Here is a 20888-nt window from a genome sequence, read left to right as displayed (position 1 = left end):
TGCCCTCGGAAGTCGTAAGATGGTCGGGGAGACAGGATTCGAACCTGCGACATCCTGCTCCCAAAGCAGGCGCGCTACCAGACTGCGCCACTCCCCGACGGATCGCCCGCCTAGACCTGCTTGAGGCGAAAGGCAATGCGCTGGTGGGCCCGGCAGGATTCGAACCCGCGACCTAGCCGTTATGAGCGGCCAGCTCTAACCGCTGAGCTACAGGCCCCGCCAGCGCGAACCGCGATTAGGGGCGATCCGGCGCCCCCGCAAGCGCCTCGAGTATCTGATCGTGCGACGCGGGTGCGATGCCGAGCTTTGCCAGCAGTGCAAAGGCGCGCTCCCACCAGCTGCGGAACGCGGCAAGGTCCGCCGCGTCGCGGACATAGGGCGTATAGCCCGGCGCTGCGGAAGGCGAATGATAGGAGAACATGAGCAGCCGCTCGCCCTCCCCCGCTGCCACCCGGATCGCCTCCAGCGCCAGTTCGACCGGCATGTCCTCCGGCGTCAGCGCGACGCGCGAGAGCAGGCCCAGCCGCGACGCGACCCCACGCCCGCGCGGCACCCGGCCCAGCGCTCCGTGCAGCGCGATCCCACCCCGTTTCAAGGCACCGGTATAAACCGTCGTCAGCGGAATCTCGATCAGATCGCCGTGGCCGGTGCGAAAGGCATGGTTGCCGATCGCGCGATAATCGGGGCCGTGCTCGCTGGCATAGCTATAGCCTGATCGCATCGACGTATCGACGCGATATCCTGCCGCCGCGAGCAGTTCGAGCGTGTCGGCACCCAGCCCGTAGCGGCCGGTCCGCATCATCACCGGCCGCCGCCCGAACGCCGCCTCGATTGCATCGGTCAGCGCCGCGATCTTGGCCGCCTGAAGGTCGCGGGAAAGGTTGCCCAGGAAGCTGTTGCGAGGGCAAACCACCTCGTCGAACGGCGGGTTGACCCAGGGGTGGAGCTGCGACCCGATCGCCGACCCGCCATCTTCCATGACCCGCTTGAGGATTTCGACCGATCGCGGGCACCGCACGATCGGATCATCGATCATATAGGTCGCGGGAACGTCGTGCGCGGCGAACAGCGCGTGCATGTCGGGCAACGCGTCCATCGACTGCGTCGCGCGATTCTCGCGCGCCAATGGTTGCGACCAGTCGAACTCCTCTTCGGTATCGACGAACACCGAAAAACGCGTCCCGAATCGATCGGGCCAATCGATCCGCGCATCCGGCGCAGCCGCCGCTGCACGATAGCCGCCCGCCCCGGCCTGTTGGGTATATGCGCTCGCCACGAAAGCGGGCTTAGCGTGCCTGTTCCAAAGACTTGGTTACCGTCGCGGGAAGCTGGATCACAAAGGCGTCGGGCAGCGTGATGAACTGGCCGGACAGTTCGCGCGCAATGTTACGCACCAGCCGCAGCGCAAAGCCGGTGCCCAGCAACGCCGCGTCTTCCTGTTCGTCATCGATTCCGAACACCGCCTCGTCGGCATAGTCGGTCAGTGCGGCGGGCCGGTCGAACCGGATCGACACCAGATCGGCCTCAGCGCTCAGCTGCACCCCGATCCGCTCGCCATCGCCCGCCGCCGAGACCAGCGTCGCGACCATGCGCGCCAGCATCCGTTCGATCGCGCGCGAATCGCCGCGCACCGCGCATGTATCGACCGGCAGCGCGATCCACGCTCCGCGCAACTCGGCCAGAGCGGCAAGGTCGTCGGCGATGCGCGAGAGCAACGGGCGCAACGCCACGTCGCTGTCGCTCAGTTGCAGGGCCGACGCCTCGATCCGCGCGGCAATGTCGAGATCGTCGATTGCGGCGAGCAGTGCGCGCGCGTGCATTCGGATCGTCCCGGCACGCTCGCGGTAAAATGGCGGCGCATCGCCCAGCATCTCGCGCTCGATCATCTCGGCAAAGCCCGCGATCGCGTTGGTCGGGGTGCGCAGCTCGTGCATCAGCTGGCGCAGTGAATCCGCAGCCGGACTCGCAACCGCCATCGGTGCTGCGGCATTTTCCTCGCGCCGCGGTCGGCGTGCGGTGCCGCGATAGCCCGAGAACCGGCCCGTGGCCGGGTCGAAGGCGGGCGCCGCCGACATGCGCCATTCGCCCGCCGCATCCGATTCGCCGACTACCGTCAGGCGCGCATCGGCAAAGGGTGCGCGCTGTCGCAGCGCCCCCGCTGCGACGCCATCCGCGCGCGAGCCGTCGCCATTGGCGTTGAGTTCGAGCGACAGGCCGATGAGCGGCGCGCGCGAGACCCCGTCGATCCAGCGGATCACCCCCTGCTCGTCGGTTTCGAAGCGGAACCCGTCCGCGCGCGGCGGCGGCTCGACCTGACGGCGTTGCTGCTGAAGCGTGTAGAAGGCGTCGATCCGCGCGACAACCTCGGCGATCTCGAACGGACCCTCCGGCGACCCGGCTTCTGGCGCCGAGTGTGCGGAAGCGTCCACCGCCGCGCCATCGCGGTCGGCGAGGGTGAGTGCGTCCCCTGACATGTCCGGCACCTGCGCCGGGTCGGACTCGGGTGCAACCGCGCTTTCGACAGGCGGTTCATCGCTTGTCCCGCTTTGAGGCAAGCCCGAGTCGTTTGCCGCTTCGACCCGACCAAGCGCTTCTGCAACCACCGGAATTCCCAGCGCAGCGGCACCGATCGCAACGAAGGTCGACGTCTCGGCCGGGATCATCTCGGCTTCCGCCTCGACCGGGTCGGATACCGGCTCGGACGCCGTTTCCGGCTCCGGCTCCGCTTCGATAACCGGCTCCAGCACGGGGCGCAGCCGGATACGCGCGCGCGGTTCGGCGGGCGGGATCTCGGCAACCGCCTCCATGCCGACGGCCTCTGCCGGACTGGGCGTCTCGGCCTCCGGGGCCAGCAATTCGGTCCAGTCGATCGACAATGGCGGGTCGGGTTCAACGACGTCCACCGGCTCCGCGACCTGGACATCCGTGTCGACCGGATCCGGGGAGTCGAGGCTCTCCGTCAGTGCGGCATGATCAGCAAGGTTGACGGGCTCGGCTGTCTCGACCGGCGCCAAGCTCGCCTCCGGCAATGCGGCAGCGTCCGGCACGCTCACGCCATCCGCAATCACGAAATCGACCGCGCCAAAGGATTCGAGTGCACGATCGATCCCCGGCGGGAGATCGCGGCGCGCACGCAATACGGTGCGCGCGGCCGAGGACAGGCGCGGCAGCAGCTCCACCCATTCGCCCGAACTCAGCTTGGCGCTCCGCAACACCGGCGCCGCCACGGCGATATCGTCCAGGGCACACAATGCCACCAAAGGTCCTGGCGGGTTGACGGTTTCCAGCGCACGCGCGCTTGCCGCCCGAACGCTTACAGGCACTTCGTCGCGAATCCTGCGCAACAGATTGAACGCGCGCGCATCTGCAGCTACGCGACGGCGGCCGATCAGATCGACGAGCTGACGCCAGGCAGACGCCTTGCCGAACGACGTCGAAACATCGGCCGCCAGCACCGTCTCCAGGGTATCGTCGTAACGCAATGCTCGGGTGGTCCCCAGCCGGCCGCGGATCGTCCGGTAAGGATTCCTTAACCCGGCAAACCGCGTACCGAAACCGAAGATTTCGTCCCGAATGGCCGTCGTCGCATAGTGGGACAATTGCGCTTGCCGGTAATTATCTTATACTTAACAGACATAATGCGACCGAATCTGGTCGCAAAAGGGAATCATCAATGGCTTTCGACGACATCGACCGGCAGATCATGGCGCATTTGCAAGACGATGGGCGCATGACCAATGTCGATCTGGCCGACCGGGTCGGCCTCACCGCCCCGCCCTGCCTGCGTCGCGTTCGCACTTTGGAGGAAAAGGGGGCGATTCGCGGCTATCATGCCGATCTCGATCCCGCCTGGCTGGGCTATACGATCACTGTTTTTGCGATGGTCAGCCTGAAGAGCCAGGCCGAATCCGATCTCGAAGCGTTCGAAGCGCATGTCGCCGCGATCCCCGAGATTCGCGAATGCTATATGCTCAATGGCGATATCGACTTCATTCTGAAGATCGTCGCACGCGACCTCAGCAGCTTCCAGCATTTCCTGACCACCCGGCTGACCACCGCGCCCAATGTGGCGCATGTGCGAACCTCGCTGACGATCCGCACGTCGAAATCGCTGCCCGGCGTCCCGGTCGATCTGTGACATAAAAAAAGGGGCGGCCCGCGAGCCGCCCCTTCTTCATTCTCCAACTGCGCCCGTTCAGGCCGCCGGCTGATCCAGCCAGGCAATCCAGAACCGCGCAATGTCGCCGCGCGGCGCACCGCTCACCGCCTGGAACGCGGTCTTGGCCTCGGCCTTCTGCCCCTGCATCGCCAGCGCAATGCCGAGGCGCGTGTTGACCAGATTGGCGTCCACACCGCCTTTTTGCAGCGCCAGGCGATACAGTTCCGCTGCCTTGGCAAAGTCCCGGCTTCCCAGATAGGCATCGCCGACATTCTTCGCGGGAACGCCGTTCGCTGCCGAAGCAGCCTTGGTCGCCTCGGGTGCCAGCGAGCCTTCGGCCTTTTCGCGCGTGGTCGCCGAGCGATAGAGTTCGTTTGCGGTGGCGTTGCTCGCCTGGATCTTGCCAGCCGCGCGACCTTCCTCGATCACCGCCTTCGCTTCCCAGGGCAGGCCCCGGCGCTGCGCGATGTCGGCATAGTTCAGATAGTCGCTCTCGCCGCCCAGCGCCTTCGACGCGCGCATCAGGCGCAGCATGTCCAGTTCCTGGTCCGCATCCATCGCGACGCCCTTGGCGCGCGCCTGTTCCATGTAGATCAGCAGCGACGAACGCCACGCCTCGTTGCTCGGATAGGCCGCGATCTGGCGGCTCAGCCATTCGGCCGCCGCCGCCTTGTTGCCCGACTGGTACAGCTTCGACACGGCGAATTTATACCACGCCTCGGGCGCCTTCTTGCCCGCGGCTTCCTGCGCCTTGATCGCCTCGTCGAGCGAGGCGACGCCGCCCTGGATGTTGTTCGTTTCGAACAGCGCGATCGCGCGCTGCAGCGGCAGGTCGGGCTGGGTCGACGCCAGCGCGCGTGCCTTTTCGTAATGCGGCAGCGCCTCGGCATATTTCTTCTGTGCGGCCAGGATCTGGCCCCGCACGAAATGCAGGTCGCCCAGGTCCGAACCGGTCACCCGTCCAGCCGCGATGATCCGGTCGAGCGCGGCGCCGCGCGCGACTTCGTTGCGTTTCTTGGTCTCGAGGTCATAGCGCATCAGGAGGACGAAATATTTCTCGTCGTCATTCTGCGCGACCGCCTCCGCGGCGGTCAGCGCGGCTTCGAACGCGGCGATATCCGCGCCCTTCTGGGCTGCCTGCGCGGCGGTGAACGCCTTGCGGAATTCGGCGCTGACCTTGACGGCCGGCGCTTCATCCTTCTTCTGCGCCGCAACCGGCGCCGCCATCGCGAGCGGCATTCCAAGCACGACCGCCGCGGCGATCGCAGCCTTCGAAACAGACTTCATTCGGGACTCTCCTTACGCGGTTGGGCGCAACGTGTTCGCGACCGCTCTAGTAATCCGACCCGCCCGGTCAAGGCGGCGCATATGCCATTGGGCAGTCGCACAGCGTGGCTGAACGCATTTTGAACGTTCCGGGTCCCCGAATGATACCGATCAGTCGGTTTCCTCGCGCGCGTGCGTGCGCGAGCGCGCGGGGTTGGCAGGTAGCCGCCACGTCGCTAGAGCGGTCACAGCATTGCAACAACCCTTCGAAAGCATCGAAATTTGACCGACGAGACCGTCCTCGCGGACCCTTCCGACATTACCCCCATCTCGATCGTCGACGAGATGAAGACCAGCTACCTCGATTACGCGATGAGCGTGATCGTGGCGCGCGCCCTGCCCGACGTCCGCGACGGCCTTAAGCCGGTCCACCGCCGCATCCTCTATGCGGCGCAGGAGGGCGGCTATCTCCCCGGCCGCGCCTATCGCAAGTCCGCCCGCCTGGTTGGTGACGTGATGGGTAAGTATCACCCGCACGGCGACAGCTCGATCTACGACGCGATGGCACGCATGGCGCAGGACTGGGCGATGCGCGTGCCGCTGATCGACGGTCAGGGCAATTTCGGATCGATGGACCCCGATCCGCCCGCCGCGATGCGTTACACCGAAGCCCGCCTCGCCAAGGTCGCGATGTCGCTGCTCGACGATATCGACAAGGACACGGTCGACTTTCAGGACAATTATGACGGTTCCGAAAGCGAGCCGACGGTCCTGCCCGCCCGCTATCCCAACCTGCTGGTCAACGGCGCGGGCGGCATCGCGGTCGGCATGGCGACCAACATTCCGCCCCACAATCTCGGCGAAGTGGTCGATGCTTGCCTCGCCTATATCGACAATGGCGCGATCACGATCGAAGAGCTGATGGAAATCGTGCCCGGTCCGGACTTCCCGACCGGCGCGCTGATTCTCGGCCGCTCGGGTTGCCGCAGCGCCTATCAGTCCGGCCGCGGTTCGATCATCGTGCGCAGCCGCCACACGACCGAGCAGCGCGGCGAGCGTCGTTCGATCGTCCTCACCGAAATCCCGTTCCAGCAGGGCAAGAACCGCCTGGTCGAGCTGATTGCCGAGGCGGCGAAGGAAAAGCGGATTGAGGGCGTCAGCGACATCCGCGACGAATCGAGCCGTGAGGGCGTGCGCATCGTCATCGACCTCAAGCGCGACGCGACCCCGGAGGTCGTGCTCAACCAGCTGTGGCGCAACACCCCCGCCCAGTCGAGCTTCCCGGCCAACATGCTTGCCATCCGCGGCGGCCGTCCCGAACTCCTCAACCTGCGCGACATCGTCGAGGCGTTCGTCAAGTTTCGCGAGGAGGTCATCACCCGCCGCTCGAAGTTCGAGCTGGCCAAGGCGCGCGACCGTGCCCACATCTTGCTTGGCCTCGTCATCGCGGTCACCAACCTCGACGAGGTCGTCCGTATCATCCGCGGCTCGTCCAGCCCCACGGCGGCACGCGAATCGCTGCTGACCCGCGAATGGCCGATCGCCGAGATCGCGCCCTATATCCGCCTGGTCGAGGCGGTCGAGACCGAGATCTCAGGCGACACCTATCGCCTGTCGGACGTCCAGGTCCGCGCGATTCTCGATCTGCGCCTGCACCGCCTGACCGCATTGGGCCGCGACGAGATCGGCGACGAGCTCAAGGAACTGGCCGATTCGATCGCGGAGCTGCTCGAAATCCTCGGCAACCGCGCCAAGCTCTATGAAGTGCTGCGCGGCGAACTCGTCGCCGTGCGCGACCAATATGCCACCCCGCGCCGCACCGAGATCGCCGCCGCCGCCGACGGGATCGAGGACGAGGACCTGATCGAGCGTGAGGACATGGTCGTCACCGTGACCATGGAAGGCTATATCAAGCGCACCCCGCTCGACGCTTTCCGCGCCCAGGCACGCGGCGGCAAGGGCCGCGCGGGCATGGCGACCAAGGACGCCGATGTGGTGACCGAATTGTTCGTCACCTCGACCCACACGCCGGTGCTGTTCTTCTCCACCCTCGGCCGCGTCTATCGTCTGAAGGTGTGGAAGCTGCCCGAAGGCGGCGCCAACACGCGCGGCCGCCCGATGATCAACCTCCTGCCCCTCGCCGCCGGGGAAACCATCTCGACCGTCCTCCCGCTGCCGGAGGATGAGGCGGAATGGGGGAAACTCCACGTCATGTTCGCGACGGCGAAGGGCAATGTCCGCCGCAACTCCATGGACGCGTTCACCAACGTGCCGAGCAACGGCAAGATCGCGATGAAGTTCGAAGGCGAGGATGAGGACGACCGCCTGATCGGCGTCGCGCTGCTCGACGAGGGCGACGACGTCCTTCTCGCCAGCCGTCAGGGCAAGGCGATCCGCTTCGCCGGCGACGATGTCCGTGAGTTCCAGAGTCGCAATTCGACCGGCGTGCGCGGGATGCGCCTCGCCGAAGGTGACGAGGTCATCTCGCTCTCGATCCTTCACCGCGCCGGAATCACTGGCCAGGAGGAACGTGAGGATTATCTCCGCCACGCCCCCTGGAAGGGCGAGGACACGGACGGCACGCGCGTACCGCGCGTCATGACCGACGAGCGCTATCTGGAACTGGTCGGACGCGAACAGTTCATCCTCACCGTCTGCGCCAATGGCTATGGAAAGATGAGCTCGGCCTATGAATATCGCCGCACCGGTCGCGGCGGTCAGGGCATTACCAATATCGACAATATCGCCCGTAACGGCCCCGTCGTCGCCAGCTTCCCCGCCACGACCGCGCAACAGCTGATGCTGGTCACCGACCAGGCGAAGATGATCCGTCTCCCCCTCGCCTCGCTGCGAGTCATCGGCCGCGGCTCGGCGGGCGTCCGCCTCTTCCACGTCGCCGCCGACGAACATGTCGTCTCCGCCGCGCGGATCGAGGAGAGCGAGGAGGATGCCGACGTCAATCTGGCCGACAACGAAGTCGAAACCGCGCCGCAGCCCGACGGCGACACCGGCGAAGACCTCGCCGCAGGTCCGGAAGGCGGCGAGTAGCGACCCGACCGTCGCCCCAGCGAAAGCTGGGGTCTCGTTCGGCAAATGGAACCATATCGGCGCGAGACCCCAGCTTTCGCTGGGGTGACGGTTGGGTTTGCTATATGCTCCCCCAGAGGCGCATCCTGGGGAGCCGACCCATGCAATACAGCCTGCTGAAATCCCGCATTCCCGCCGCCGATCGCTCACGCGTCGTCGGCCACCTCCAGCGGCTGATCGCCCAGCTCGACCGCGACATTCCCGACAAGGACAGCGAGCGCAACCTGCTGCTCGCCACCTGGAACATCCGCGATCTCGGCAAGGCGGGCGGCTGGGGCCATGGCAACCGCCTGCCCGAAAGCCTGTTCTACATCGCCGAGATCCTCTCGCGCTTCGATTTCGTCGCGGTGCAGGAGGTGAACGAGCTTGGCCCCTGGTACGACATCATGGCGATCCTCGGCCCGGACTGGGACTTCATCGCCACCGACGTCACCCACCGCAAGCTCGGCGGCAATGGCGAACGCCTCCTCTACGCCTTCGACAAGCGCAAAGTGTGGTTCCAGAAGATCGCCGGCGAAATCGTCCTCCCCGCCGACATGCTCATCGCCGCCACCACCGCCGACAGCCCCGACAAGTTCGCGCAGGGCAAGCAGTTCCGCCGCACCCCCTTCATGGCGCGCTTCCAGTCGGGCTGGTTCAAATTCGATATCTGCACCGTCCACCTCTATTATGGCGACGAGCGCGGCGACGAACTGCGTCAGCGGATCGAGGAGATCGACCGCGTCGCCAAATATCTCGCCAGCCTCGCCAAGATCGCCAAGGACAGCGGCCGCGCGACGATCCTGCTCGGCGACTTCAACATCGTGCACCCGGAGCATGAGACGATGAAGGCGCTCAAGGCGCATGGCTTCAAGACCCCCAAGCGGCTCGACGCGCCGAGCAATCTAGACCGCACCAAATATTACGACCAGATCGCCTTCATCGCCGACCCGTCGGTGATCGACTATATCGACAGCGGCCCGGCGACGGCGCGTAACGCCGGCATCTTCGAGATGTTCGAAAGCGTGTTCCGGCCCGAGGACCTGCCCGACTATCAGGCAACCGCCGCGTCGACGACCGAAGGCAAGAAGGCGACCGACCTCGCCAGCTATTACGCAAAGGACTGGCGCACCTGGCAGATTTCGGATCACAAGCCGTTATGGGTGCGTTTGAACACCCACCACGCCGCGCGCTATCTCGCGACGCTCGCCGGCAGCTGAAGGAACCCGAATGCCCAACCGTCCCGCCACCGCGTACAAGGTGCTGACCAGCCCCCAGATGGCCGACCTCGAGGCGGGCAGCTTCGAAGGCGCGCCGATCGACATTCAGGACGGCTATATCCACCTCTCCACCGCGACCCAGCTGACCGAGACCGTCGACAAGCATTTCGCCGACCAGCCCGACCTCTGGATCGCCGCCGTCGATCTCGAAGCGCTGGGTGACGCGATCAAATGGGAAGTCTCCCGCGGCGGCGCGGAATTCCCCCATCTCTATGGCGCGCTGACGCTGGAAACCGTCATCGCCTACTCCCCGCTGGAGCGCGAGGATGACGGATCGATAAAGCTCCCCGTCACCGGTTAGCCCCTACCAGTAGCGCCCAGTCTTCAGGCATTGCTGCCATTTTCGCATCGCGCCCATCCGGCACGTCGAATCCGAACATAATGCCGCGTCGGCACGATATTTCTGTTCGCACTGCGTCTTGTTCGACGAAGTCGGCGTGGACTGGCGTACTGGAGCAGCCGGTCCGAGCAGTGCCTTCATCTCGGGCGATGTCGCATAATTGGCCGCCACCTTGCCATCCGGATCGCGCAACGTCTTGCTTGCACCATGGGTCAGCAACACGCGCGCCGCCTCAACGCGATCGCGATCCGCCGCTATGTGCAACAACGGCCAGCCGGAATTGTCCTTCGCATTGGGGTCGAGGCAGTCGTCCAGCAGCAGCCCCAGTTCGACCGGCTTGTTGTACCAGATATGGTCGCGCGCGGTCATCACCGGTCGCAGCGAGGGCTGCCGCCCGCTATTGGCAGGATCGTTGATCGCTGCAGCGCACGCGCCGTTGCTCGCTTTCGCCGCCGCGCCCGGCCCGGCTGGAGTGGATGGCTGCGGAGGCCCGGGCACGGCAGCGCTGCCGCCGCCCGCCGCGCGCCCCTGAATCGCTTTGGCGATCCGCGCCTTCACCATCGATCCGACCGCCATGTCATAGGGGGTCGATCCGATCTTGGATTTGAGTGTCGGGTCCGCGCCGCGCGCCAGCAACGCCTCGACCATCTCCAGATTGTTGGCATCGGCGGCGTAGTGGAGCAGCGAATAGCCCTCGTCCGTCTGGAAATTAACGTCGAATTTGCCACTGTCGATCAGGGCCAGCGCCTCGGCATTGCTCTTCGTCTTGATATAGTAGCGCGCCGTGTCGAACGGATCCGCCTGCAATGCAATCGAATGCCCGCTGACACCGACAACCAGCGCCGCGGCAAGCCCAATCGTCCACCACCGATTCATCAGCCCCCCCTCTTCTGATAGCGATAAAGCCAGAACAAATCAGCGCTGACAATCGGTTAGGCGCTACCGTCCAAAGAATCGGCAAACAGATCGACCACCTCTACCCCCTCGCCCTCGGCATCGAGCAGCAACGTCCGATGGCACATCCCGGGCTCGCGCTCGAAGCACAGCAGCGCGCTTGGCTTTTCCGCGATCAGGTCGCGCATCCGCGCCGCGGCGGCCTGCACCTCGGGCAGCTCCAGCTGCCCGGCATATACCGCCTCCAGCGTCGCCCGGTCGCCCTTCTTCGCCGCATCGCGCCCGGGCTTGGGCGTCCCCAGCGCCCTGAGATGGACATAGCCGATTCCGCGCTCGGCCAGCGCGGCGGCGAGCGGCGTCTTGGAAAATCCCGGTCGGCGCGACAGCGGCAATTGCCGCACGTCGATCACTTGGCGAACGCCTGCCCGTTCCAGCGCGCCAAGGAACGAGTCCAGCGTCGCGCCTTCATAGCCGATGGTAAATACCTTCATCGCGGCTCATTCCTCGGCATAGCAGACCGCCTCGATATTGACCCCGTCGGGATCATAGACGAACGCGGCGTAATAGTTCGGTCCGTAATCGGGCCGCAGCCCCGGCTTGCCATGGTCGCGCCCGCCCGCAGCGATCGCTGCGTCGTAAAAGGCATCGACCTGGGCGCGCGTTTCGGCGCGGAACGCGACGTGCATGTCCTTGCCGACATCGTCGCTGTGCACCACCCAGAATTCGCCACCGCCCTCGACGCCAAAGCCATAGGCGCCACCGCCGTCCTCAGGCATCTCGGTCAGGCAGCGCATCCCCAACGGCTTCAGCGTCATTTCATAGAAGCGTTTCGATCGCTCGGCATCCGCCACGGCGATGCTCATATGGTCGATCATTGTTGACTCTCCTTATTTCTGTAATTACAGAAATTACATCATGAGCCGGTTCGCAGAGCATCCCGACGCCAAGGCGTTTATTCTCCACTGGGGCGAGATGGGAACGCATTGGGGCGTGAACCGCTCCGTCGCGCAAATCCACGCGCTGCTCTACCTTGCCGATCGCCCGCTCCATGCCGAGGAAATCGTCGAGACGCTCGGCCTCGCCCGCTCCAACGTGTCGACCGGGCTCAAGGAACTGCAGGGCTATTCCATCGTCCGCCGCGTCCATGTCGAGGGCGACCGCCGCGACCATTTCGTCGCGGAGACCGATCTGTGGGAAATGCTCATGCGCATCTCTGCCGAGCGCAAGCGGCGCGAGATCGACCCCACCGTCCAGCTGCTCGGCGAACTCGCCGAGCGCCTCGCCAGCGACAAGACCGCCCCGCCCCAGGTTCGCGAGCGCGTGACGCGGATGCACGAATTCATCGGCACGCTCGGCACCTGGTACGATCAGGTCCGCGTCCTGCCCAAGCCCACGCTCGTCACGCTGATGAAGCTGGGCGGCAAGGTCGCGCGCTTCATCCCCGGCGCCGGCAAGGGGAAGGACTGATGCATCGCGCCCCCACCCCCTTCGTCACCCCCGCGAAAGCGGGGGCCCATCTCCCGGACTGTCCTCAGGCAGATCATATGCGGCTTGCCACGCTGGCAGGTGATGGGCCCCCGCTTTCGCGGGGGTGACAAGGGGACAAGCTAACCCTGAAAAATACCAGGCCAAGCCTAGACTATGACAATGAGTTTCTGAAATTCCAGAACTACCAGAACAAAAGGGAGAAGCGACATGGCCCGACATCATCAAGCCGACCCCGCCCTGCGCGGCATCGTCTGGCGCGATCTAGTGACGATGCGTCCGCGCGACGGCGTCATCGAATGCCTCCACCCCCTGCCCTGGCTCGCAGGATCGCTGACCGCCGCAGCGTTGGGCACCTGGCCGCTCGCCGCTTTCGCCAGCTTCCTGTTCTTCCTCACCGCGCTGCGCCTCAATCACGAGGCGATCCACCACAATCTCGGCTTCGGCCCGCGCGCGCACCGCATCGTGCTCCATATCCTCAGCGCGCTGATGCTCGGCTCCAACAGCTCCGTCGCATTCAATCACCTCCACCATCACAGCAAGGTCGGGACCGACGACGATATCGAGGGCCGCTGCGGTCACATGACGCTGGGGGAGGTGCTTCGCTTCGGCCCGCGCTTCCCGATCGAGACCCACCTCTACGGCTGGCGCCATGGCGGCCCGGGCCTCAGGCGGCGGATGGCGATCGATCTCGCACTCAACCTTGCGGTTGTGGGCACCGCACTCGCAACCCTATGGCCGCCCCTGCTCTACCACATCGCCGCGATGCTCATGGCCCAGTGCCTCACCGCCTTCTTCGCGGTGTGGATCACCCACCACGGCTGTGACGGCGCCCTGATCGCGCGCACTCAGCGCGGCCGCCTGCTCAATCTCGTGAGCTACAACATGTTCTTTCACCTTGAGCACCACCTGTTCCCCGCGGTGCCGGTGAGCCGCCTGCCTGCACTGGCGACACGGATCGACGCTGTCGCCCCGCGGCTGGCAGTAAAGATGGTGGTGCCGCTGAACCTCTAACCCCCATCGTCACCCCGGCCTTGAGCCGGGGTCCCGCTTCCTCCACTCACACGGGATACTGCGACATGGATTTCTCATACGGAATCGCGCTGTTCGGCGCCGCGCTCGGCATCCTGCCGATCAAGTCAGCCCGCGCCCTCGCGCGTTGCTGCGGGCCTGACGCGAAAACGTGAATCGCTTCACCTACAGGCGTGGCGGGACGACAGCGATGTTGTGTGCGGGCCCGATCTTCGTGCTGCCGATATTCCTCGCCGTGCTGATCGAACACGGATTTGGGTCAATCACTGGGACGGCGATAATGGTCGCCATGTCGATCCCCGGTGGCGCCATTCTAGGCGCCGCCCCGATTATCGGTGGCGGCTATGTCATGGCGACACTTGGCGAACGATGGAGAATGTCGCGGCACCCCGGAGTCTGGAGCGTCGCGGGCGCACTGTTGGGAACAGCGGTGCAGTGGCCGTTGCTGCTCTTCGCATTCGACTGGCAGACTACAGCGCTTTTCTCAATCACAGGCGCCATCTGCGCCCTAATCGTCCGCTACGGCGCCCGCTGGTCCGACGACAGCGCCTGACTCACCCCCCATGCGATCAACGCCTGCGCCGCAAAGTAAGTCGGCCAGATCAGCAGGCCCGGCACCATCGACCCCTCAAGCGGCCCGAAGCGCGAGAAGATCAGCAGGTCCGACGCGACGAACAGCACCGCGCCCAGCCCGACGCGATAGCGCGGAAACCGGCTCGTCCACGCCAGCGCCGCCATCACCCCCAGAAACGCAGAGTACGCCCCGGCCTGCACCGCGCCCCCCGCCGGCGCCGCGAACAGCGCCGCAATCCCGATCGTCGCCGGGGCCAGCAGCCAGCCGAACGCTCGCTGGCTCGGCGACAATGCCACCCGCCGGTTGCGCCAATACAGCACGCACGCCACCAGATGCCCCGCCGCAAACGCCGCGCCGCCGACCACCAGTCCATGCGTATCGAGCAACAGATCGCCCAGCGCCCCCAGCGCCAGCGCTCCGGTCAACAACCACCCATCGCCCGACCGCGACCGCGTCGCCGCCCAGACCGCGAGCAACGCCACGCCACTGGTCTTCCACACCGCACCCCACGCCCCCGGATCGACGATCTGCCACGCCTCCAGGCAATAGCTCGCCCCCGCGACCACCGCCGCCCCGAACAGCCACCCCATCACTTTCCCTTTTCCTACAAGGCCCCCCTTGGCGTAAGGGCAACGGCAGAGGTCCGGCACTGCCGGGCCGGTGTCAACCACGCGCATGACAACCCCATTTTTTGTCAGCTTGACCAGAGAGCCGAGTCAGTTTCGATCATTATGAGTAACCCCCAAGTCCATATCATCGGCGGCGGCCTCGCCGGATCGGAAGCCGCCTGGCAACTCGCCAATGCCGGCATCCGCGTGAAGCTCTCCGAAATGCGCGGCAGCGGGGACATGACCCCCGCGCACCAGACCGACGGCCTCGCCGAACTGGTCTGCTCGAACAGCTTCCGCAGCGACGATGCCGAGCGCAACGCCGTCGGCTTGCTGCATCAGGAGATGCGCGACCTCGGCTCGCTGATCATGGCGCAGGGGGACAAACACAAGGTTCCCGCCGGCTCCGCCCTCGCCGTCGACCGCGACCGTTTCTCGGCAGGCGTCACCGCCGCGCTCGAAGCGCATCCCAACATCACCATCGTCCGGGAACGCATCGACCAACTCCCCACCGAAGGACTGACGATCGTCGCCACCGGGCCCCTGACGGCCCCCAGCCTCGCCGACAGCATCGGCGCCGCCACCGGCAGCGACGCCCTCGCCTTTTTCGATGCCATCGCCCCGATCGTCCATTTCGAGAGCATCGACATGGACAAGGCGTGGTTCCAGTCGCGCTGGGACAAGGTCGGTCCCGGCGGCAACGGCAAGGACTATATCAACTGCCCGATGACCAAGGAGCAGTATCTGGCTTTCCATCAGGGACTGCTCGACGGCGAGAAGACCGAGTTCAAGGACTGGGAGAATGTCCCTTATTTCGAAGGCTGTATGCCGATTGAGGTGATGGCTGAGCGCGGCGTCGATACGCTGCGCTACGGCCCGATGAAGGGCGTCGGGCTCGACGATCCCCGCACCGCCTGTGACGAATTCCCCAACGGCCGCTGGCCCTATGCCGTGGTCCAGCTGCGGCAGGACAACGCCACCGGCACGCTGTGGAACATGGTCGGTTTCCAGACCAAGCTCAAATATGCCGAGCAGGTCCGGCTGTTCCGCACCATTCCCGGCCTCGAAAACGCCGAGTTCGCCCGGCTCGGCGGCCTCCACCGCAACACCTTCATCCGCTCGCCCGAACTGCTCGATCCGACGCTGCGGCTCAAGAGCCGCCCGCATATCCGTTTCGCCGGGCAGGTAACGGGCTGCGAGGGCTATGTCGAAAGCAGCGCGATCGGCCTGCTGGCGGGCCGCTTCGCCGCCGCCGAGATCCTCGGCCGCGAGCTGACCCCGCCCCCGGTCGAAACCGCGCTCGGCGCGCTGCTCGGCCACATCACCGGCGGTGCGGAGGTGGAAACCTATCAGCCAATGAACGTCAATTTCGGCCTGATGCCACCGATCGAGGGGCGCACGAAAAAGGCCGACCGCAAATTGCTCTACACCGCCCGCGCCAGAGCGGCATTCGCGACATGGCCGCGATAGCGTAGGGCAAGCTGGTGGCGGCGGAACAACGTGTTCTCCTGCGAAAGCAGGAGCCCAGTGTCCCAAGCGACCGGCGCGCCATCCTTGGACTCCTGCATACGCAGGAGAACCACAGCCCCTATTCCTCAGCCTCGGCCAGCGCCTTGGCGACCTCGGCGCGACAGTCGCAGCGCGGCGCCGTCTTGGCCTTGCGCTTCGGCGCAGTGGTGGCGAATTCGGCGCGGGTCAGGGTGCCGGACTTGTCGGCATCGGCTTTGGCGAACTTGTCGCTGGTCCGCACCGCCCATTCCTCGAACGACAGCCGCCCGTCGCCATTCTTGTCCAGCTTGGCAAAGGCCTTGCGCCGCGGCTGGTACAGTTCGGCCAGGGTGATGAGGCTATTCTTGTCCTTGTCGTTGCGATCGAACCGCTTCTCTTCCCGGCTCCGCTCGGGCGCCTCGGGCACTGCGGTGAGTTCCTCGGCCGGCGCGGCCTCCTGCGATGTTCGGGGCGCCGGGGGCGAAGGCAGCGGCTCCGGCGTCGCGCTCCCCTGGAACAGGAACACCCCCGCCCCAGCCATCAGCAGCGCCGCGAGACCGCCCACGAAATATCGCCACATGCCGACTCTCCCCTGTCGAAGCGACAGGCTAGCGCCTCTTGCAGCGGCAGCAAGATGTCAGCGTCCCGTCACCCGATGCCACAGCGCCCGCCCGGTCCGCTTGGGCGACCCCGGCGCTTCCCCGGCAAGGTCCAGCCGCGCCAGATGCGCCATCGCCCCCAGCGCCCGCGCGTTCCGGCTCCACCGCACCGCCAACGCCTCACTCAACCCCGCCTCGGCCATCCGCCGCGCCGCCGCCGCCTCGCCGGGATCGCTCAACCGCAGCGCCACATCGGCCAGCGCCCAGCCCTCACCGGCCAGTGCCACTGGATCGCCGGGAGCCGCATCGGCCAGCCGCGCGGCCAGCGCGAACAACCGCCCGCCCCGCCCCGCAAAGCTCCGCAGCGCCACCTCATCAAGCTGTTCCTGGAGCAGAACCTGCCATCCATCGACGATCTCCGCGACCATCGCTCCGGTAACTCCTTCCGACACGACATGGCGGGCGATCCCCTCCAGCACCGGCTCGGCAGGCGGCGGTGCGGCGTCGAGGCGGCACAGCGCGTCATGCCACCATTGCAGCCGGATCTGCCCCAGCATCGGCTCGCTCGTCGTCCGCAACGTCTCACCGAGCCGGTCGTCAAGCGCGAGCAACGCCGCAAGCGCGTCGCGAGCCGGGCGCGTCGGCGCGTAGGTCAGGACGATCCGGCGTTCGGCGTTTTCCATCACCGGCCCAATCGGCGCCGGACGGCAGTTATCGTTACGTTAACCATCCACCTTCAATCCCCGTTAGCCCAACTTCGCGCATAGAGTCCCCTGAACCGGGGACCCATCACCATGACGTTGCGCCCATCCACCGCGACCAGCGCCCGCGCCTTCATGGCCGCGCTCCGCCGCGACAAGAGCGGCAATACGCTGGCCATCGTCGCCGCCTCGCTGATCCCACTGGCGGGGATGGTCGGCGGCGGGGTCGACATCAGCCGCATGTACATCGTCAAGACGCGGCTGCAACATGCCTGTGACGCAGGCGCCCTCGCCGGGCGCAAGCAGATGGGCGGCGGCACCTGGGCGTTCAGCAACTATGCCGCCCGCACTGCGGCAGAGCGTTTCTTCGACGCCAATATCCAGGCGAGCCCCTATGGCGCCGCCAGCGTCACCAAGACCTTCACCGAAAACGCAGGCAAGGTGACCGGCGTCGCCAGCGCGACGCTGCCGATGACGTTGATGCGCGTGTTCGGCAAGACCACCGAAACGCTCAGCGTCACTTGCGACGCCGAAATGCGCTTGCCGAATACCGATGTGATGTTCGTACTCGATACCACGGGGTCGATGGGCAGCAAGGCCGTCAACACCGATAGCCAGACCAAGATGGAAGCGCTCAAATCGGCGGTGAAATGCTTTTATGAGACCGTCGCCCGGCTCGACACCAACGAAAATTGCGTCGGCGGCGCGCCCTCGGGTGGCACCGGCAGCACGGTCCAGATCCGTTTCGGCTTCATGCCCTACGCGACCAACGTCAATGTCGGAAAGCTGCTCCCCACCGGCTTCATCGCCGACAGCTGGAACTATCAGTCGCGGGAGCCGCAATGGAATACGACGACTTCGACGGAATGGGGTGCGGTCGTCGATACCACAGGCTCGCCGGGCAACGGAAGCAGCGATTGGAGTGATTGGGAGACGGTCAGTTCCCACTGGTTCGGTTGCCCGAGCACGCCGGGCAACCAGAACAACGTTTCGGGCACCGTCACGGTCGATACTGCGGTGTCGACCTCCGGCAATACCCGCACTTGGCAGACGCGGACCTACAGCAAGTATAATATCGAATATCGCCAGCAGAGTTCGGGCTGGCAGTGCCACATCCAGTCGCGCAGGCGCGGGACCGGAAGCTACACGGTCGTCCAGCACACCCAGACACAGGTGACGACCACCCAGCAGACCTTCTGGCGCTGGCATTATGGCCTGATCGCGCACAATATCGCGGGCCTCAAGAACGGCACGAGCTGGAACAACACGGTCCAGCTCCCGATCGGCAACAATGGCAGTAACCGCACGATCACCTGGGACGGTTGTATCGAAGAACGTACCACGGTGTCCCAGGCAAGCTACACGCCGATACCCTCCGACGCCAAGGATCTCGACATCGATCTGGTTCCGAATCCAGCAGATCCGACCACCTTATGGGGACCTGCGCTCCAGCAGGCGATCTTTGCCCGCGACGTGACGAACAGCTGGAACCAGCTCGACCGGAGCGACGCCTATACGACAACCGATTACTACAACAGCGTTCCCTATTACTGCCCGGAAGAGGCAAAGAAGCTTCAGTCCTGGCCGACCGCCTCTGCCTTCGAATCCTATGTCGATGGCCTCAATCCCAACGGCAACACCTATCACGATATCGGGCTGCTCTGGGGCGCGCGCTTCCTGTCGCCGACGGGCATCTTCCGCTCGGAGAATGAATACACGCCGCAGGGTGGCGAGATCGAGCGCCATCTGATCTTCATGACCGACGGCGAAGCCTGCACGAACACCACCGACTATGCGGCCTATGGCCTGCCCTGGCTCGACCGGCGCACGACGGACCCCAATCAGGCACCGACCGACGGCTGTCTCACCACCGGCACGATCACGCAGCAGGTGAATGCCCGCACCCAGGCGATCTGCACAGCGGTCAGGAACAAGAACATCACCCTGTGGGTGATCTGGTTCGGCGCCTCCAGCCCGACGATCGAGGGGATGATGCAGACCTGTGCGACGCCCGGCCGCTATTTCGCCGCGCGCAACTCGACCGAGCTTCAGAACACGTTCAAGTCGATCGCCGACCAGATTTCGCAACTCAGGCTCACAAAGTGAAGCGGCGCTCCTCCCTCCGCCGCTTCACCCCCGGCGCGCTCCGGCGCGACGAGTCGGGCGCCACTATCGTCGAGTTCGCGATGGTGGCGCCCGTTCTGGGCTTCGTGCTGCTGGGCGCTTTCGACGTAGCGCACACGCTCTATACCCGGGCCACGCTACAGGGGATCGTGCAGAAGACCGCACGCGATTCCACGCTGGAAAGCGGGATCGAGTCAGGCGCCCAGTCGGCGCTGGACGCGAAGGTCAAAGCCCAGGCAAAGGCACTGGCCAACAATGCGACCGTTACGATCACGCGGCGCTTCTACCGCACCTTCTCGGACGCGGCGGCCGCCCGCGCGGAAACCTGGACCGACACCAACAGCAACGGGCGCTGCGATGCGGGCGAACCCTATGAGGATGCAAATCACAACAATAGCTGGGATGCAGATGGCGGCAATGCGGGCCAGGGCGGCGCGAAGGACGCGACGCTCTACACAGTAGAGGTCAGCTATCCGCGGATGTTTCCCTTCTACAATCTCGTCGGCGGATCGCGGACGACCAAGGTCACCGCCTCGACGGTGCTGCGCAACCAGCCCTATGGCGATCAGGGCAGCTATGGCGCGCCGGTGGTGCGCAACTGCCCATGATTCGCCTGAACGCCCTGTTCCGCTCCGCGCGCCGTCTCGCTGCCGATCGCAGCGGGCTGGCATTGCTGGAGTTCGGGTTCTCCTTGCCAATCCTGTTGCTGCTCAGCCTGACCGGCGCGGAGATCACCAACTATATCATCAGCCGGATGCGGGTGAGCCAGATCGCGCTCCACCTCGCCGACAATGCCGCGCGGATCGGGTCGGGCAGCCAGCTTCAGGCAAAGACGATCAGCGAAGCCGATATCAACGACCTGCTGACCGGTGCCGGACTGCAATCTGGGGAACTCAACCTCTACGCCAATGGCCGGGTCATCATCTCAAGCCTTGAGCCCGATCCCGCCAACAGCGGCAAATACCGCATCCGCTGGCAGCGCTGCCGTGGCGCCAAGACCGCGCAGGTCTCCGCTTACGGCAATGCGGGACGTACCAATCTCAACGGCATGGGCAAGACCGGGCGCCTCGCCACCGCGCCCGCGGACGGCGTGACCATGTATGTCGAGGTCTATTACGAATATCAGCCGCTCCTGAAGGCAGCACTCGCCCCGAACAGCAATTTTCGCGAGGAAGCGTCGATGATGGTCCGCGACCGCCGCGATACGGTCGGCGGCACCAACGGCGTCTATCAGGTCAACGGGGTGACGGCCTCGACCTGCTGATCCTCTTA

The 20888-nt window shown here is 65.5% G+C and carries 20 protein-coding genes and 2 tRNA genes; 11 read left to right on the top strand and 11 right to left on the bottom strand.

Annotated elements, in window-relative coordinates; translation table 11 throughout:
• Positions 1-20: 20 nt before the first annotated feature.
• The 4 genes from FPZ54_RS02450 to FPZ54_RS02435 form a co-directional block, all read right to left on the bottom strand.
• Positions 21-97 (bottom strand) — tRNA-Pro (locus FPZ54_RS02450).
• Positions 98-141: 44 nt separating this feature from the next.
• Positions 142-217: transfer RNA gene (locus tag FPZ54_RS02445), tRNA-Ile, on the bottom strand.
• An 18-nt stretch (positions 218-235) separates the two neighbouring features.
• Positions 236-1276: a polysaccharide deacetylase family protein gene (locus FPZ54_RS02440; protein WP_239019679.1), complete on the bottom strand. Its 1041-nt coding sequence runs from the start codon at positions 1274-1276 to the stop codon at positions 236-238.
• A gap of 10 nt (positions 1277-1286) precedes the next feature.
• On the bottom strand, positions 1287-3482 hold the full coding sequence (locus tag FPZ54_RS02435; protein ID WP_145844718.1) for a histidine kinase dimerization/phospho-acceptor domain-containing protein: 2196 nt from the start codon (positions 3480-3482) through the stop codon (positions 1287-1289).
• Between the two features lie 191 nt (positions 3483-3673).
• On the opposite strand from FPZ54_RS02435, the gene FPZ54_RS02430 reads away from it, so the two are divergent.
• Positions 3674-4138 (top strand): Lrp/AsnC family transcriptional regulator, encoded by a 465-nt coding sequence (locus FPZ54_RS02430; protein ID WP_145844716.1) that lies wholly within the window; start codon positions 3674-3676, stop codon positions 4136-4138.
• A 57-nt stretch (positions 4139-4195) separates the two neighbouring features.
• On the opposite strand, the gene FPZ54_RS02425 is transcribed toward FPZ54_RS02430, so the two are convergent.
• Positions 4196-5446: a tetratricopeptide repeat protein gene (locus FPZ54_RS02425; RefSeq protein WP_145844715.1), complete on the bottom strand. Its 1251-nt coding sequence runs from the start codon at positions 5444-5446 to the stop codon at positions 4196-4198.
• Positions 5447-5707: 261 nt separating this feature from the next.
• On the opposite strand from FPZ54_RS02425, the gene gyrA reads away from it, so the two are divergent.
• From gyrA to FPZ54_RS02410, 3 genes are all read left to right on the top strand, one after another.
• Positions 5708-8473, top strand: a complete 2766-nt coding sequence (gyrA, locus tag FPZ54_RS02420; protein ID WP_145844714.1) for a DNA gyrase subunit A — start codon at positions 5708-5710, stop codon at positions 8471-8473.
• 140 nt (positions 8474-8613) lie between these two features.
• The gene (locus FPZ54_RS02415; RefSeq protein ID WP_145844712.1) at positions 8614-9711 is read left to right on the top strand and encodes an endonuclease/exonuclease/phosphatase family protein; all 1098 of its coding nucleotides are present in this window, start codon (positions 8614-8616) and stop codon (positions 9709-9711) included.
• A 10-nt stretch (positions 9712-9721) separates the two neighbouring features.
• The gene (locus tag FPZ54_RS02410; RefSeq protein ID WP_145844711.1) at positions 9722-10072 is read left to right on the top strand and encodes a DUF952 domain-containing protein; all 351 of its coding nucleotides are present in this window, start codon (positions 9722-9724) and stop codon (positions 10070-10072) included.
• A gap of 3 nt (positions 10073-10075) precedes the next feature.
• On the opposite strand, the gene FPZ54_RS02405 is transcribed toward FPZ54_RS02410, so the two are convergent.
• From FPZ54_RS02405 to FPZ54_RS02395, 3 genes are read right to left on the bottom strand one after another with little or no spacing between them, the layout of a single operon-like run.
• Positions 10076-10987, bottom strand: a complete 912-nt coding sequence (locus tag FPZ54_RS02405; protein ID WP_145844710.1) for an ankyrin repeat domain-containing protein — start codon at positions 10985-10987, stop codon at positions 10076-10078.
• A gap of 56 nt (positions 10988-11043) precedes the next feature.
• Positions 11044-11496: a DUF488 domain-containing protein gene (locus FPZ54_RS02400; protein ID WP_145844709.1), complete on the bottom strand. Its 453-nt coding sequence runs from the start codon at positions 11494-11496 to the stop codon at positions 11044-11046.
• A gap of 6 nt (positions 11497-11502) precedes the next feature.
• Positions 11503-11880 (bottom strand): VOC family protein, encoded by a 378-nt coding sequence (locus FPZ54_RS02395; RefSeq protein ID WP_145844707.1) that lies wholly within the window; start codon positions 11878-11880, stop codon positions 11503-11505.
• A 40-nt stretch (positions 11881-11920) separates the two neighbouring features.
• On the opposite strand from FPZ54_RS02395, the gene FPZ54_RS02390 reads away from it, so the two are divergent.
• The 3 genes from FPZ54_RS02390 to FPZ54_RS02380 all read left to right on the top strand — a co-directional run bounded on the left by FPZ54_RS02390 (position 11921) and on the right by FPZ54_RS02380 (position 14075).
• Entirely contained in the window at positions 11921-12472 is a 552-nt protein-coding gene (locus tag FPZ54_RS02390) for a GbsR/MarR family transcriptional regulator (RefSeq protein WP_145844706.1), read from the top strand.
• Positions 12473-12700: 228 nt separating this feature from the next.
• Complete coding sequence (locus tag FPZ54_RS02385; RefSeq protein ID WP_145844705.1) at positions 12701-13504, top strand: fatty acid desaturase; 804 nt, start codon at positions 12701-12703, stop codon at positions 13502-13504.
• 169 nt (positions 13505-13673) lie between these two features.
• Entirely contained in the window at positions 13674-14075 is a 402-nt protein-coding gene (locus FPZ54_RS02380) for a hypothetical protein (RefSeq protein WP_145844703.1), read from the top strand.
• Here FPZ54_RS02380 and FPZ54_RS02375 read toward each other — a convergent pair.
• On the bottom strand, positions 14042-14686 hold the full coding sequence (locus FPZ54_RS02375) for a lysoplasmalogenase family protein (RefSeq protein WP_145844702.1): 645 nt from the start codon (positions 14684-14686) through the stop codon (positions 14042-14044). The genes FPZ54_RS02380 and FPZ54_RS02375 overlap by 34 nt on opposite strands.
• 141 nt (positions 14687-14827) lie before the next feature.
• Between FPZ54_RS02375 and trmFO the strand changes: the two genes are divergently transcribed.
• Positions 14828-16174, top strand: a complete 1347-nt coding sequence (trmFO, locus tag FPZ54_RS02370) for a methylenetetrahydrofolate--tRNA-(uracil(54)-C(5))-methyltransferase (FADH(2)-oxidizing) TrmFO (RefSeq protein WP_145844701.1) — start codon at positions 14828-14830, stop codon at positions 16172-16174.
• Positions 16175-16292: 118 nt separating this feature from the next.
• Here trmFO and FPZ54_RS02365 read toward each other — a convergent pair whose 3' ends face one another.
• Complete coding sequence (locus FPZ54_RS02365; protein WP_145844699.1) at positions 16293-16772, bottom strand: EF-hand domain-containing protein; 480 nt, start codon at positions 16770-16772, stop codon at positions 16293-16295.
• Positions 16773-16829: 57 nt separating this feature from the next.
• Positions 16830-17474 (bottom strand): hypothetical protein, encoded by a 645-nt coding sequence (locus FPZ54_RS02360; protein WP_145844697.1) that lies wholly within the window; start codon positions 17472-17474, stop codon positions 16830-16832.
• A 111-nt stretch (positions 17475-17585) separates the two neighbouring features.
• On the opposite strand from FPZ54_RS02360, the gene FPZ54_RS02355 reads away from it, so the two are divergent.
• The 3 genes from FPZ54_RS02355 to FPZ54_RS02345 are packed head-to-tail and all read left to right on the top strand — an operon-like array spanning position 17586 to position 20880.
• The gene (locus FPZ54_RS02355; RefSeq protein WP_239019678.1) at positions 17586-19598 is read left to right on the top strand and encodes a TadE/TadG family type IV pilus assembly protein; all 2013 of its coding nucleotides are present in this window, start codon (positions 17586-17588) and stop codon (positions 19596-19598) included.
• Positions 19595-20224 (top strand): TadE/TadG family type IV pilus assembly protein, encoded by a 630-nt coding sequence (locus tag FPZ54_RS02350; protein WP_145844695.1) that lies wholly within the window; start codon positions 19595-19597, stop codon positions 20222-20224. The genes FPZ54_RS02355 and FPZ54_RS02350 overlap by 4 nt, the downstream gene beginning before the upstream one ends.
• Entirely contained in the window at positions 20221-20880 is a 660-nt protein-coding gene (locus tag FPZ54_RS02345) for a pilus assembly protein (protein ID WP_145844693.1), read from the top strand. The genes FPZ54_RS02350 and FPZ54_RS02345 overlap by 4 nt, the downstream gene beginning before the upstream one ends.
• Positions 20881-20888: the final 8 nt, after the last annotated feature.

Source organism: Sphingomonas suaedae, from assembly GCF_007833215.1.
GTDB classification, from domain to species: domain Bacteria; phylum Pseudomonadota; class Alphaproteobacteria; order Sphingomonadales; family Sphingomonadaceae; genus Sphingomonas; species Sphingomonas suaedae.
This window is presented reverse-complemented; position numbering and strand designations above follow the sequence as displayed.